Source organism: Microcoleus sp. POL10_C6 (genome assembly GCF_036701585.1).
Taxonomy (GTDB): domain Bacteria; phylum Cyanobacteriota; class Cyanobacteriia; order Cyanobacteriales; family Microcoleaceae; genus Microcoleus.
Genome location: NZ_JAUBRB010000044.1, coordinates 1 through 13,191, shown reverse-complemented (window position 1 = coordinate 13,191; position 13,191 = coordinate 1). Strand labels below are relative to the sequence as shown.

Annotated in this window: 12 protein-coding genes; 8 read left to right on the top strand and 4 right to left on the bottom strand. The window is 45.3% G+C overall.

Going from position 1 to position 13,191, the window contains the following annotated elements; all coding sequences use genetic code 11:
- Window positions 1-36 precede the first annotated feature (36 nt).
- Window positions 37-267 (top strand): hypothetical protein, encoded by a 231-nt coding sequence (locus QUA34_RS21660; protein ID WP_333083630.1) that lies wholly within the window; start codon window positions 37-39, stop codon window positions 265-267.
- 159 nt (window positions 268-426) lie between these two features.
- On the opposite strand, the gene QUA34_RS21655 is transcribed toward QUA34_RS21660, so the two are convergent.
- Complete coding sequence (locus tag QUA34_RS21655; RefSeq protein WP_333083645.1) at window positions 427-972, bottom strand: NADPH-dependent FMN reductase; 546 nt, start codon at window positions 970-972, stop codon at window positions 427-429.
- A 510-nt stretch (window positions 973-1,482) separates the two neighbouring features.
- On the opposite strand from QUA34_RS21655, the gene ftsH reads away from it, so the two are divergent.
- Window positions 1,483-3,417, top strand: coding sequence for an ATP-dependent zinc metalloprotease FtsH (gene ftsH, locus QUA34_RS21650; RefSeq protein WP_333389201.1), 1,935 nt, complete (start codon window positions 1,483-1,485; stop codon window positions 3,415-3,417).
- A 292-nt stretch (window positions 3,418-3,709) separates the two neighbouring features.
- Here ftsH and QUA34_RS21645 read toward each other — a convergent pair whose 3' ends face one another.
- Both QUA34_RS21645 and QUA34_RS21640 read right to left on the bottom strand, forming a co-directional pair.
- Entirely contained in the window at window positions 3,710-4,264 is a 555-nt protein-coding gene (locus QUA34_RS21645) for a M23 family metallopeptidase (protein ID WP_333389217.1), read from the bottom strand.
- A gap of 266 nt (window positions 4,265-4,530) precedes the next feature.
- Window positions 4,531-4,710 carry a hypothetical protein gene (locus QUA34_RS21640; RefSeq protein WP_333389200.1) on the bottom strand — a complete coding sequence of 60 codons (180 nt, stop codon included), beginning with the start codon at window positions 4,708-4,710 and terminating at the stop codon, window positions 4,531-4,533.
- Window positions 4,711-4,741: 31 nt separating this feature from the next.
- On the opposite strand from QUA34_RS21640, the gene QUA34_RS21635 reads away from it, so the two are divergent.
- The 6 genes from QUA34_RS21635 to QUA34_RS21610 all read left to right on the top strand — a co-directional run bounded on the left by QUA34_RS21635 (window position 4,742) and on the right by QUA34_RS21610 (window position 11,419).
- Complete coding sequence (locus QUA34_RS21635) at window positions 4,742-5,125, top strand: hypothetical protein (protein ID WP_333389199.1); 384 nt, start codon at window positions 4,742-4,744, stop codon at window positions 5,123-5,125.
- Window positions 5,126-5,267: 142 nt separating this feature from the next.
- Window positions 5,268-5,666 carry a DUF4087 domain-containing protein gene (locus QUA34_RS21630; RefSeq protein ID WP_333389198.1) on the top strand — a complete coding sequence of 133 codons (399 nt, stop codon included), beginning with the start codon at window positions 5,268-5,270 and terminating at the stop codon, window positions 5,664-5,666.
- Window positions 5,667-5,703: 37 nt separating this feature from the next.
- Window positions 5,704-7,152, top strand: coding sequence for a RecQ family ATP-dependent DNA helicase (locus tag QUA34_RS21625; protein ID WP_333389197.1), 1,449 nt, complete (start codon window positions 5,704-5,706; stop codon window positions 7,150-7,152).
- 195 nt (window positions 7,153-7,347) lie between these two features.
- On the top strand, window positions 7,348-8,313 hold the full coding sequence (locus QUA34_RS21620) for an RluA family pseudouridine synthase (protein WP_333389196.1): 966 nt from the start codon (window positions 7,348-7,350) through the stop codon (window positions 8,311-8,313).
- 179 nt (window positions 8,314-8,492) lie between these two features.
- Complete coding sequence (locus tag QUA34_RS21615; RefSeq protein ID WP_333389195.1) at window positions 8,493-9,671, top strand: hypothetical protein; 1,179 nt, start codon at window positions 8,493-8,495, stop codon at window positions 9,669-9,671.
- Complete coding sequence (locus QUA34_RS21610) at window positions 9,641-11,419, top strand: formylglycine-generating enzyme family protein (RefSeq protein WP_333389194.1); 1,779 nt, start codon at window positions 9,641-9,643, stop codon at window positions 11,417-11,419. Before QUA34_RS21615 ends, QUA34_RS21610 begins: the two co-directional genes overlap by 31 nt.
- A 62-nt stretch (window positions 11,420-11,481) precedes the next feature.
- Here the strand turns inward: QUA34_RS21610 and QUA34_RS21605 are convergent, their stop codons facing one another.
- Window positions 11,482-13,092: an AAA domain-containing protein gene (locus QUA34_RS21605; RefSeq protein ID WP_333389193.1), complete on the bottom strand. Its 1,611-nt coding sequence runs from the start codon at window positions 13,090-13,092 to the stop codon at window positions 11,482-11,484.
- Window positions 13,093-13,191 lie beyond the last annotated feature (99 nt).

Below are 13,191 nucleotides of genomic sequence, written 5' to 3'. Positions count from 1 at the left end.
TGGAACTCCCCGCCCGATTATTTTAGGATTCTAACTATGGAACCAGCAGACACTTATAAAGGTTGGATTATTCAATCCCAGAAAGTCTTCTACGTCGAGGTTTGGGATAGCCACGGCAACCGCCACGTCGCCGTCCAAAATGCCAAGACTGAGGAGGAAGCTTTGGAATTGGCCAAAAAGTGGATAGACAAATATGAGTCAAAACCCGGAAGAATGCCGATCGACGTACCCCATCCTTTCGGAGACATGATCGATATGCCATTTTAAGTCAGTTGACTGTTGACTGTTGACTGTTCACAGTTAACATTACAGCTTGTAGGGTACTCTGCTAGAGACAAAACCTCTTCTAATCGAGAAATTATTGGAACTGACGCAGCCAAAGACTATGCCAGTTGCGTCCCGGACTGCATTTGTCATGAGATAAAATTACGAAATTCCTCGCAATTTCCGCGTATTTTCTACCAAACTCCGAGCAAATTCGTCGAACCTTTCAGACAGTTTTTCATCCAACAATTTACCATCCGCACTAAAAGCTTTCCAAGCTTGTCCGATCGCAATTTGTTCGGGAATTACCCAAGCGTGCACCCATCTCAAAATTACGCGCAAATCGTTGAGTGCGTTGTTGTTAACTTGCCCTCCCAAAACGCTAATCCCACCCGCAACTTTCCCGTCCAAATGCTCAAAACTCATCAAATCCAGGGCATTCTTGAGAGCACCGCTGATGCTACCGTGATACTCCGGCGTTGCCAAAATCAAGGCGTCGGCTTGCTTAACCGCATTCTGCAGCTTTTCCACATCCGGGTAATCGAGATAATCATTCTCACCGTTGCAGAATGGCAGATTGAGCGATCGCAAATCCAATATTTCAACTTCCGCGCCCAGGGTCTGCGCCCGTTCTGCTGCCACCTTCAACGCTAACTGGCTGTAGGAGCCAGCCCGCAAACTTCCACCAATGCCGACAATTTTTACCATAAAACTTAAAAACAATAACTGCTTGACTAAAACGTACTCATTACGAGTATGATTAACATAGCAAGTTCGATCGGCAACTGTCAATCGATTTTAGATTTTAGATTTTAGATTTTAGATTTACGGAGGGGGCCCAGAAACCGGGTTTTTTGAGCAAAATACTTCGTTGCAGCCCGCAGATTAGGTAAAAAACCCGGTTTCTTGAGGAGCAGTGGATTCAAAACCCCCCTCTTGAGGCAGGGCGGTTTCATTCTCAGGGAAATCATCGCTTTGTAGGGGTAGTGCCCCCGTGCCTACCCCCTCCACGGACGATGAAATCGATGTTTCAAATATCGGGGCTCTTCACGAGGGTTTGCCCCTAGGGAGAATGAAACAGCCCTGCCCTCTTGAGGGGCATCTTAAGATGCCCGCGAGAGATAAACCCATCCAACACCCGCCATCTTGTTAAAATAAATGAACGTAGCAAACCACAAGCGGTCAATCTTGGCAGTCTTCAACCTTGGGCAAAGCAATATGAAAAATTCTTGGAAACACGCATGGCTGGGGCATCTAGCTGTAAACAAAGACAAGTCGAGCCAGAATCCTAAAAAATCAATTCCAGGACGGAATCTTTGGCGCATCCTGGGCAGTTTGGTGATTTCTCAAGGAATATTGCTCTCGACCCCGGTGTTTGCCGACAGCGCGCCAAACACCATGAGTTACAGCCAACTGATCGACAACATAGAAAAAGGGCAAGTCAGTAAAATCGAAGTAGACGAAACTCAAAAAACTGCCAAGGTTAGGCTAAAAAATCAAAAAAGCGATCAAACCCAATCAGTTAGTCTGTTCGACTACAACAACCGAGAACTGTACTCGCAAATCCGCGCCAAAAAGATTGACTTTGAAGTCAAACAAACAGCCGACAACGCCGCCGCAGTCAGTTTAGTAGTAAACTTGCTAGTGATTTTTGCAGTGTTGGCAGTATTGATGGCAATCCTGCGCCGATCAACCCAATCTCAAGGAAATGCCATGAACTTCGGCAAATCCAGAGCCCGTTTCCAAATGGAAGCTAAAACCGGCGTGATGTTCGACGACGTAGCAGGCATCGAAGAAGCTAAAGAAGAACTGCAAGAAGTGGTAACCTTCCTCAAAAAACCCGAACGCTTCAACGCCATCGGCGCAAAAATTCCCAGAGGAGTTCTGTTAATCGGGCCTCCAGGAACTGGCAAAACAATGCTGGCAAAAGCGATCGCAGGTGAAGCAGGCGTCCCGTTTTTCAGCATTTCTGGCTCCGAATTTGTCGAAATGTTCGTCGGAGTCGGCGCATCCCGCGTCCGCGACTTGTTCCGCAAAGCTAAAGAAAATTCCCCCTGCATTGTCTTCATCGATGAAATAGACGCCGTAGGAAGGCAGCGCGGCGCTGGTATCGGCGGCGGAAATGACGAACGCGAACAAACTCTCAACCAGTTGCTGACAGAAATGGACGGGTTTGAGGGCAACAGCGGGGTGATTATTGTTGCAGCTACCAACCGCCCCGACGTGCTCGATACCGCCCTGCTGCGGCCAGGCAGGTTCGATCGGCAAGTAACGGTAGATTTACCCAGCTACAAAGGGCGTTTGGGGATTTTGCAAGTGCACGCGCGCAACAAAAAACTCGACCCAGAAGTTGCCCTAGACACGATCGCCCGCCGCACTCCCGGCTTTTCCGGCGCCGACTTGGCAAACTTGCTCAACGAAGCAGCTATTCTCACCGCGCGGCGTCGCAAAGACACGATCACTAACTTAGAAGTTCACGACGCGATCGACCGGATCACGATCGGGCTTACGCTCAACCCGCTGCTGGACAGCAAGAAAAAGTGGATGACAGCATACCACGAAGTCGGACACGCCCTAGTCGCGACCATGCTCAAAAATGCCGACCCGGTGGAAAAAGTAACGATTATTCCGCGTTCCGGCGGCATCGAAGGCTTTACTAGCTTTGTGCTTGACGACGAAATGCTCGACAGCGAAGGTTTGAGGAGTCGGGCTTTGCTGTTAAACCGAATTAAAGTAGCTTTGGGGGGACGGGCGGCGGAGGCCGAAATTTATGGCGATGCTGAAATCGACACCGGTGCCGGTAGTGATCTCAGAAAAGTTAGCAGTCTCGCGAGGGAGATGGTAACGCTTTATGGAATGTCGGATTTGGGGCCTGTGGCTTTGGAAAGTCCGAACAATGAGGTGTTTTTGGGTCAAAGCTGGAATTCGCGATCGGAGTATTCCGAAGAAATGGCAATCAAGATTGATCGGCAAGTCCGGGAAATTGCCTTTGACTGCTACGAAGAAGCTCGCCGGATTATCCGCGAAAACCGCGCCTTGGTAGACAAACTTGTCGAAGCGCTGTTGGATGAAGAAACGATCGACGGCGACGAATTCCGCCAAATTGTCGATCGGTACACCGAGTTGACAAAAAAAGAGTTGGCCCCAACGTAAAGAGTCATTAGTTATTAGTCATTAGTCATTAGTTATTCAAGTTTGTAGTGATGACTTTATTCCTCATTCTCGAAAAAATCAGGACTTTAGTCATTACTACAAACCCCAAAAATGACTCATGACTACTAACTAATGACTACTAATATCGTTTCCGGTAGCATCGGAATTATTAGCCAAAATTAGGACACGGCAGTGCCGTGTCCCTACAATATTATTTTCGGTAGGGACACGGCAATGCCGTGTCCTCGCTTATCATTCCGGTGCAACCGGAATTGATATGACTAATGACAAATTAAGATTGTTGCGCGTACATTTCCCGGAGTACCAAAGCCGGGTCTACCCAGCGGCCGCCGTACTTCAATCCCCAGTGCAAGTGAGGCCCACTCGTGCGGCCTGTCATCCCAACTCTGGCAATTCTCGCACCCGCAGGCACTGTTTGACCCTGCCAAATTTGCACCGTACCTTCGCGATCGGTATAATAACGCCCGCCGTTAGCGGTTTCCACCCGACCTCTGAGGTGACAGTAGATGTGTTCCCAATTTCCCGATCGCACCACCATACCAGTGCCGCACCGGCCATCTTCCCAAACTTCCACAATTTGGCCGCCCCACCAATTGCGGATATAGCTGCCTTCCGGGGCGGCCAAGTCCAAACCGTAATGAAAATCCCCGCCACGGGGGCCGAAGGCGGAAGTGTATGTTTCAAAGTTTTCGACTGGAAAAGAAGCTTCTTGCCACAAATTACCCGTCGCTACTCTGCTTGGTAAGCCTGACTGAGCTTTGACCACCTGCTGCTGCAAATAAGGGCTGATCAACACAATGCCGATCGAAAGTGCCAGCAGCAGCATCTGTCTGAGACGAAAAAAGCGTTTTGCCGTCAGCGGGCCTCTAGAGTCTTGCAGGATTTTTTTCACGGCTCAAAGTTAAATGTGTGTGAGTTTGCGTTGTCTGTTAGGCTCACATCTTGCACCCTTGTCAATAAAGCTTTCAGGGGCGGGCTTTCCGGCCCACCCCACAAAAAAATCATTCTTTGTGGAACGGGCCGGAAAGCCCGTTTCTCAGAAGGGTGCAAGATGTAAGTGATGCCAATTCGCTGCAAGATTGGCTTTGAGCTCTACCCGCGATCGCGAATCAGTTTATCAACAACGTGTATCTTACTCCATCCAAAACCCGTGTCAAGGCTTCCGGGTAAATGCCCAGGGGTGATAAAAAAAAATGGAAATTCGTGCTGCGGTTGAATTCGATCGAGCTTTTGCTTGACACTATAGTTAAGTTCGGGGATTTTGGATGTCATCCAAAATCTCAAATTCATAACACATCAAGCAATGCTTACTGAAATTTTTCCCTTTAGTTTTGCCATAGACGCAACTGCGATCGCCGGTGCGTCCTTGTGGTCTTTGGCCCTATACTGGGGCCTGTCGCCCCTCACAGAATGGGTAATCCTGCAACTCAACCGCTGGATGAATTTTGCCGAGAGATCCCTCTACACCTCGGAAGCCGAGTTTGAAAAAACCCGCCAAGCCAGAGAAGCCCAAAATGCGTTTTACGCTTCGCTGTTGAGCATTGTACCCTTTTTGATTGTGGGGGGATTGTGCAATTGGGGCGTAGAATTTTCTCTGGGTACTGGTTGGGCGGTATCTATGGGTACGATCGCCTGTATTGGTGGCGGCGTGTACGAGCTCGGCCGCCGAGACGGCGAGGAGTCTTAGGGGATTTGGGATTTGGGATTTTGGACAGGACTTACGCGCAGGTAGTTAGAAACCTGGTTTTTGCGACAATATTTCATTGTCACCCGCAGATTCGCTAAAAAACCAGGTTTCTGTTTCTTTTCTCGCAGCGCGTAATTCCTGTATGATTGTCGCTCAAAAATTAGGATATAAAGCTATGAAAATAAAGTGGTTGATACCTGCAATTATCTCATCTTTTTCGATGGTTATTATTCCTGCAAAAGCGGCTGAAACCAGGTGCGGATGGTTAATAAATCCCACGCCTGCTAATTGGTATCTCAAAGACAAAGATGCTCAGTGGACAATCTCGGCGCAAGGGGGATATCAAGCCGGAGGAATGAACACTATTCCTCCTTTTAACGACGATGAATATGTTAAAACTAATGTTAATTATGGATATGGCTGTGCTTGTTTAAATGTGGTGACAGATAGAAATCGAATGAGAATTACCACGATACAAGGTGGTGAACAATTACCACTCTCGACTTGTCGAAAAGATCCGAATTTGCCAAAAATTAGTTAGTTGTGGCGAAACCATACAAGTTTTTTAACTGAGTCAAATGAACTTTAAACCAGAAATAACATCATTAAATCAAGCCCGCGCCGCCTTCCATAAAATTTGGGGATACGACGACTTCCGACCGCCGCAAGGAGAAATCGTCGGTAGTTTATTAGCAGGAAAAGATACAATTATAATTATGCCGACAGGTGGCGGCAAATCCATCTGCTTTCAACTGCCAGCTTTGTTACAAACAGGTTTAACTCTCGTAGTTTCGCCGTTAGTCGCACTGATGGAAAATCAAGTGCAAGAATTGCGCGATCGCAATCTTCCCGCTTCCCTCCTCCACAGCCAATTGCCAACAGCGCAGCGCCGACAAACTATGCAGTCGCTGCAACAAAACAAATTAAGATTGCTGTACCTGTCTCCCGAAACATTACTCAGCAAACCTGTTTGGGAAATTATCAGTCAGCCACACATCCAAATCAACGGTTTAATATTAGATGAAGCTCACTGTTTAGTACAATGGGGTGATACTTTTCGACCAGCTTACCGCCGTTTAGGAACAGTGCGGCCGGCTTTGTTGAAAGCTAAACCAGCAAACAGTAAAATTGCGATCGCAGCTTTCACCGCTACCGCCAACCCGGAAGCACAGCAAACAATCAAAAATGTCTTGCAACTGCAAAAGCCCGAAGCATTTTTGCTAAGTCCCTACCGTTCTAATCTGCACCTGCAAGTGCAAACAGTCTGGACGCCGAGAGGACGCAAGCAGCAGTTATTAACTTTTATTAAAGCTCGACCAAAACAAGCAGGTTTAGTGTATGTCCGCACGAGAAAAGATAGCGAAAGCTTGGCGGATTTGTTGGAAGCAGCAGGTTATGAAACAGCAGCATATCATGCAGGTTTAAGTCCCGAATCACGACGACAAATCGAAACAGCTTGGCTGAACAATGACCTTAAATTCGTGACTTGTACCTCAGCATTCGGTATGGGAATTAATAAGCCTGATGTCCGATGGGTTGTTCATTATCAAGCACCTTTGCTATTATCGGAATACATTCAGGAAATTGGTAGAGGCGGACGCGACGGCAAATCGGCGATCGCCCTGACATTGATGAGCGAACCGACGGGTTTGCTTTATCCCGAAGATAAACAAAGAGGGCAATTTTTTCAAGATAAATTACGATCGCAATACCGAGAAGCTCAGCAATTAGCTAAAAAACTGCCTGTTAAAGGCGATATAGAAGCAGTTTCCCGCGAATTTCCCGAAAGTGCGATCGCCCTTTCAATCTTGCACAGCAGCGGACAATTAACATGGCAAGATCCTTTTAATTATGCGATCAATAAATCTCCACAGCAAAAAGCGGAAAAATTAAATTTTGCCGCAGCAGAAGAAATGGCAAAATATCTCAAACATCGCCAGTGTAGGTGGCAATTTTTGCTGCAAGCTTTTGGGTTTGCCAAGGAAGCTACATCAATGCGCTGCGGCCACTGCGATAATTGTCGATAGAATAGACGATTATACTCGAACGACTTAACCACTCCGACCAAAGAAACCGGGTTTTTTACCCAGTCTGTGGGCAGAAACGAAGTATTGCTGTGAAAAAACCAGGTTTCTCGCTACCCGTGCGATCGCGAACTAACTCACAGATGTTATGATCAGGATATTTGCTTTACACACTTGGCAAAAAATAGTAAAAAGTAAATGATAGAAACAGACACTGCGGCACAGATTTACACAGTAGAAAATACAGAGGAATTCGATCGCAGTAATGTCAATCAGCGATTAGATATTTGGCTGTCAAACCAGATACCGGACTTATCCCGATCGCGAATCCAAAGCCTCATATCACAAGGCAACGTCAAAGTCAACGACGAAACCTGCACCTCGAAAAAAATATCAGTAAAAACGGGCGATCGCATCCACCTCACTTTACCCGAAACCCAGCCCACTTCATTGCAGCCGGAATCAATTCCCCTCGACATTCTCTACGAAGATGACAGCCTAATTATCATCAACAAACCAGCCGGATTAGTTGTCCACCCAGCCGCCGGACACCAAGACGGTACATTAGTCAACGCCCTGCTAGCGCACTGTCCTCTAGCAGAAATAGGCGGAGTTCAGCGGCCGGGAATCGTACACAGATTAGACAAAGATACAACAGGTGCGATCGCGATCGCCAAAACCGACATAGCCCACCAACACCTGCAAGCCCAACTCAAAACCAAAACCGCCCGCCGCGAGTATTTAGGCATAGTTTACGGGGCTCCCAACACCGAAACAGGCACAATAGACCTACCCATCGGCCGGCATCCCACAGACCGCAAAAAAATGGCAGTAGTACCAGTAGAAAAAGGCGGTCGCCCCGCAGTTACTCACTGGACAATCAAAGAAAGAATCGGCAACTATTGCTTAATGCACTATCAATTAGAAACCGGCCGCACCCATCAAATTCGCGTGCATACAGCGGAAATAAAACATCCGATTGTCGGCGACCCGATGTACAGTTCCAACCGTTCCATCGGCGTCAATTTAACCGGACAAGCCCTCCACGCATGGCGGCTGACATTGCAGCATCCCGTAACAGGAGAATTAATAGAGGCGATCGCACCTTTGCCCGATCAATTCAACACCCTGTTAAAAATATTGCGGTTGCGGGCTAATCTTTGATAATTGGTATAGCAGTCGCCAAAGCTGTTATGACAAGTCGCCATCAGACGCTTGCAGAGCCTTGCTCCAATTTTTGTCCTCATCTGCCTCTGTCTGCTGCTATAACGGGAGCAGAATCTTTACTTTTTTGATAAGCAACCCTAAAGTGGTATAGAATCCCTTTGAGTATCTGTAAAACAATGACAACTCTTGTATTTGTACATGGCACACGGGTACGACCAACTCAATACGAGGAAAATTTTGCGCTAATTCAAAAAAAGCTTGGTATCCAACGTCCCGATATCAAAGTCGTCCCTTGTTTGTGGGGCGAAATGTTGGGAACCAAGTTAAATGCTCAAGGGGCATCTATACCTTTGTATGATGCGACACTAGCGCTGTCGGAAGAGGAGGAAGATAAGGAGATTTTACTGTGGGAACAGCTATACCGTGACCCCCTCTATGAATTACAGTTATTGTCACTGAAACCGAGTGAGGAAGGTCCTGCTAATCCTTTTGCAGAACAACCCAGTGATGAATTAGACTCTACGTTGCAAAGATTTGAGCCTTCACCCGAACTGCAAGCGCTTTTGGTTGAGGCGGGAATTGCTTTGGTATTTGATGAAGCACTACAAGCAGTTATTCGCAGTGAAGCCTATCATGAAGCTTTGCAAAAAGCATCGGACTCCTTAAGTGAGTATTGTGATGCTATAGCAAGAGCGATTGTCGCTCAGGCAATGTTTTACTGTGAACAACAGCAGAAATATCCGTCAATTCTTACCAATGCTGACTTGCGGGATAAAGTGGTAGAAACGCTCAGTTGTGCTTTGGGAGAAGCGGAGTTGGGATTGGGAGGTTGGGTGTGGAACGCTCTTTCTTTGCTAGCGCATCCAACAACGTTGGCTATAAAGCGCAAGCGCGGCAGCATTACAGACGCAATTTCACCCTTTCCTTGCGATATCTTGCTTTATCAGAGTCGAGGAGAAAAGATTCGCCTATTTATCCGAGAAATTATTGAGCAAGCTGAACCACCAGTAGTTTTGCTAGCTCATAGCTTGGGAGGAATTGCTTGCGTTGATTTGCTCGTCAAAGAACACTTGGAAAAAGTGGCGCTATTAGTGACAGTTGGTTCCCAAGCACCATTTTTATATGAGATTAATGCCCTACACAGTTTAGAATTTGGTGAACCGCTACCAGAGCATTTACCAGCTTGGTTGAATATATACGATTTACGGGATTTTCTCAGTTACGTTGGTGCTAATGTCTTCCCGAATAAAGTGCAGGATGTTTTGGTAGATAGCAAACAACCGTTTCCCCGATCGCACAGCGCTTACTGGGAAAATCCTGCAACATGGAAAGCGATTATTCCCAGACTGCCATGAGGGAAATAATTGCTAAACCAGGGCGGACTTATGGGTTAGTTGTGGGTATCGAGAAATACAGTAATACTTCTTGGAATGTGGGTGGCCCTGCTAATGACGCTCTCAAGTTCGCCGACTGGCTGTGTAAGCGAGATGTACCGAAAGAGAATATCCGGCTTTGCTTGTCATTGCTAGAAGAAAATAATCACCTACTTGAGCAATCTGATTTCACCGTAGAGGAAGCAACCGAGCAAAATCTATCCAATATAATAGAAAATAAATTTTCTAAACAAAAAGGAGATTTGCTCTATATTTTTTGGGCGGGACATGGTTTGCTTTCCTCCGAACGAGAACGCAGGCTACTATGTGCTGATGCCACCTCGCAAAATTGGCGGAACTTGGATTTAGATTCTTTGCTTCTTTTATTAAAGTCAAATTTGTTTGTAATTAAAAATCATATTTGCATTCTTGATGCGTGTGCTAATTATTTGTTGGAGTCGGACGGACGACCAACTAATTTAAAAGGGAAAGAATTCTCTAGTGGTCAGCCTATGCGAGATTATAAACAGTTTGTGTTACTTGCCACTAGAGAAGGAGAAAAAGCAATAGTTAACACTAAATGTCAAACAGGATACTTCTCTCAAGCAGTCAGGGAGGCACTAGAACAGGAACCTTTAGAAACTTGGCCCCCAAATATGAAGGTAATTTCTGAGAAAGTTAAACAGCAAGTTACCAGCTTGAATAATAAACAACTGCCAATTTTTTTTGAAAGTTGTAGTTGGGATGGCGATAGACAGAGTTATCGTCTAAACGAGTTAAATCTGCCCGATAAAACTCCTCATTTAAACGATGGATCTGGAAAAAATATCTCGGCGAAGCCGCTAACATCATTAATTCCAGACACCACAACTTTTGAGTTTGAAGTGGTAACTGTGGATGCTCAAGGGCGAGAAACTAAACCTTGCCACAAACAGGCACAATACTTTATAGAAATTTTGGGCGGTGCTGTTGAGCTGGAAATGGTTTCCATCCCAGGTGGTAAATTTACAATGGGAGCACCCCAAGAAGAACTTGAATCCCGCGAGGATGAACGTCCCCGACATCTAGTTACTGTAAAACCCTTCTTTATGGGTAAGTATCCCATTACTCAGGCACAGTGGAGAGCGATCGCATCCCTTCCAAAAATCAAGCATGACCTCGATCCCAATCCATCTTGCTTTAAAGGAGATCATCGACCCGTTGAACGGGTTTCTTGGTATGATGCTGAGGAGTTTTGCGATCGACTATCGGAGAAAAAACGACGTTTATATCGCTTACCCAGCGAAGCTGAATGGGAATACGCCTGTCGTGCCAGAGAAACAACCCCGTTTCATTTTGGTGCAACCATTACAACGAACTTAGCAAACTATTGTGGACAGAATCAGAAAATAAAATGTCGTTTGTACAAAGGAACTTATGGGAATGAACCCAATGGAATTTATCGCCAAGAAACAAGCGAAGTTGACATTTTCTCAGCTAATGCCTTTGGAATACACGATATGCACGGGTTAGTCTGGGAGTGGTGTGCTGACTATTATCACAAAAACTATCAGGACGCACCATCAGATGGCAGTGTATGGCTGATTAATGGAAATGAGGAAGGTCGAATATTGCGGGGTGGTTCGTGGACTTCGCCTCCCAACATATGCCGTTCTGCATCTCGTTTTTTTGGTAATCCGAGTAGCAGTAATAAAAATGTTGGCTTTCGAGTTGTCTGCTCTTTTGTATAAAGTCTAAAATCTATCGTTATTTTGGTCAATAATTTTGTTGCGATCGCCTAATCGCTAAAAGGTTACGACTCTTCTTGAATGAGTCCATCTATATTTCCCTTCAATAATGCAAGGCTTAAGGAATCAGAAACCAAAACACTTGTCTCTCCACGTATTTGAGCATCTGGATTCATTGGTGATAAATCACACTTATCTCGATATCGGTGAGAAAGCCAGTCCCAACTGCCTACTACTGCAAAGTTATTATCCCAGAACAAAATTCTTTGATTTGTTCCTTCACGACGCGAACGAATGAGGCGCGACTTGGGATAGGAAGTAAATAAATCCCTCAGAAGTTTCTCAGCTTCAGCATCATTATTATCATTGTTTGCATAACTTTCACGAGTCGGATTGACATATCCGTAAACTACTTTCACCTGAACACCTCTTTCCAAGGCTGAAACAATATTATCAGCAAATTGTTTGGGTTCGTCTCCTCGAATCCAAGGAGTTACTACTATCAGTTCTTGTTCTACTTCCTGAATAGCTCTAGTAAAATAATCCAAATGCTTGCAATTAGAAACTATATCAATGGCAGAGTCTTTATAAGGATTTTCTAATTCAGATTTAGATTTATAATCGAAAACCAATCCATTTGTTTGAATATGTTTGACAAGCCGCTCGGTATAGCCTCCCGCTTTCTCTAGTCGATAAAGGTTGCCGACCAAAATAAAAAGTTCTTCGGCTCTAGATACAGCGACATTAAGAAGATTGGTTTTTCTGTTAATAAAGCTAAAATTATCCTGCGATCTACATACTTTTGTGGATAATATAATTACTCGCTTCTGCGAACCTTGAAAAGTATGAATAGTCCCAATATCATTTTTATGAAATTCAGGAAAATTCCTTCTACTACGTAAATCATCCCTCAAAGCATCAGCATGAACTTTAAAGGGTGAAATTATACCAATGTCTGCAAGGGAATAACCTTGATTCAAAAGGCGCGGGATTAACTCACGTATCGCAGTAACTTCTTGCTGATTTACATTCCCCTCAATATTTCCCTCAACATGGTGAGCAATTAAGTTTGTTTTCAATGGTGAGACTCTTGGTTGTGTCTTTACCTCTAATCCATATCCAGCAATATTATTGCAATATTCAATAATACTAGGTTGGCAGCGGTAATGCTCCATCAAACGAATCCCATGACCTGTGTTGCCATTTGCTCCAGTTGCTCCAGCGGCGCGATGATAGGTAGTGGCGCTATACTCTTCTTCAGGGCTGTAACGATTGTAATCAATTTCAGTTAATCCTTTGTCAAGAAACGCTGTTTTGCCGTAGTCATCGCGTCTTTGGTCACTTAAAGTAATTATAGGCTCAATTTGTAGAGGATCTCCGACAATAATGGCCTTGCGCGATCGCACCAGCAACGGAAAGCTCTGATGCAGTGGAATCATTCCAGCTTCATCTATAATTGTGCGATCGACACACTCAGAGATGCGCGGTAGCATATTTCGTACTGAGAACAACCCACAGCTAATGACAGGAAATATCAAACTTATGGCTTTAAAATACTCATCTTGGTTTGTTTTAAACTTGTTAGGGGCCTTAGAATATCTCGAAATACAATCTAAATATAACTTCAAAGCTTTTTCTACATTGTCCTTATCTTGTAGTGCTTGCTGAGTCAGCAATTCCCGCGATAGCTTAAATAGCGTAGAAGTTCACGGGGTTAGCGTGGCAGAAGAGAAGGAGGAATCCGACAAGAACGAGTACTCAAGACAGATTCAGTC

Coding starts and splice junctions, on each gene's coding strand:
- QUA34_RS21660 (WP_333083630.1), top strand. CDS start 37: ATGGAACCAGCAGACACTTATAAAGGTTGGATTATTCAATCCCAGAAA.
- QUA34_RS21655 (WP_333083645.1), bottom strand. CDS start 972: ATGGTAAAAATTGTCGGCATTGGTGGAAGTTTGCGGGCTGGCTCCTAC.
- ftsH (WP_333389201.1), top strand. CDS start 1,483: ATGAAAAATTCTTGGAAACACGCATGGCTGGGGCATCTAGCTGTAAAC.
- QUA34_RS21645 (WP_333389217.1), bottom strand. CDS start 4,264: ATGCTGCTGCTGGCACTTTCGATCGGCATTGTGTTGATCAGCCCTTAT.
- QUA34_RS21640 (WP_333389200.1), bottom strand. CDS start 4,710: ATGACATCCAAAATCCCCGAACTTAACTATAGTGTCAAGCAAAAGCTC.
- QUA34_RS21635 (WP_333389199.1), top strand. CDS start 4,742: ATGCTTACTGAAATTTTTCCCTTTAGTTTTGCCATAGACGCAACTGCG.
- QUA34_RS21630 (WP_333389198.1), top strand. CDS start 5,268: ATGATTGTCGCTCAAAAATTAGGATATAAAGCTATGAAAATAAAGTGG.
- QUA34_RS21625 (WP_333389197.1), top strand. CDS start 5,704: ATGAACTTTAAACCAGAAATAACATCATTAAATCAAGCCCGCGCCGCC.
- QUA34_RS21620 (WP_333389196.1), top strand. CDS start 7,348: ATGATAGAAACAGACACTGCGGCACAGATTTACACAGTAGAAAATACA.
- QUA34_RS21615 (WP_333389195.1), top strand. CDS start 8,493: ATGACAACTCTTGTATTTGTACATGGCACACGGGTACGACCAACTCAA.
- QUA34_RS21610 (WP_333389194.1), top strand. CDS start 9,641: ATGGAAAGCGATTATTCCCAGACTGCCATGAGGGAAATAATTGCTAAA.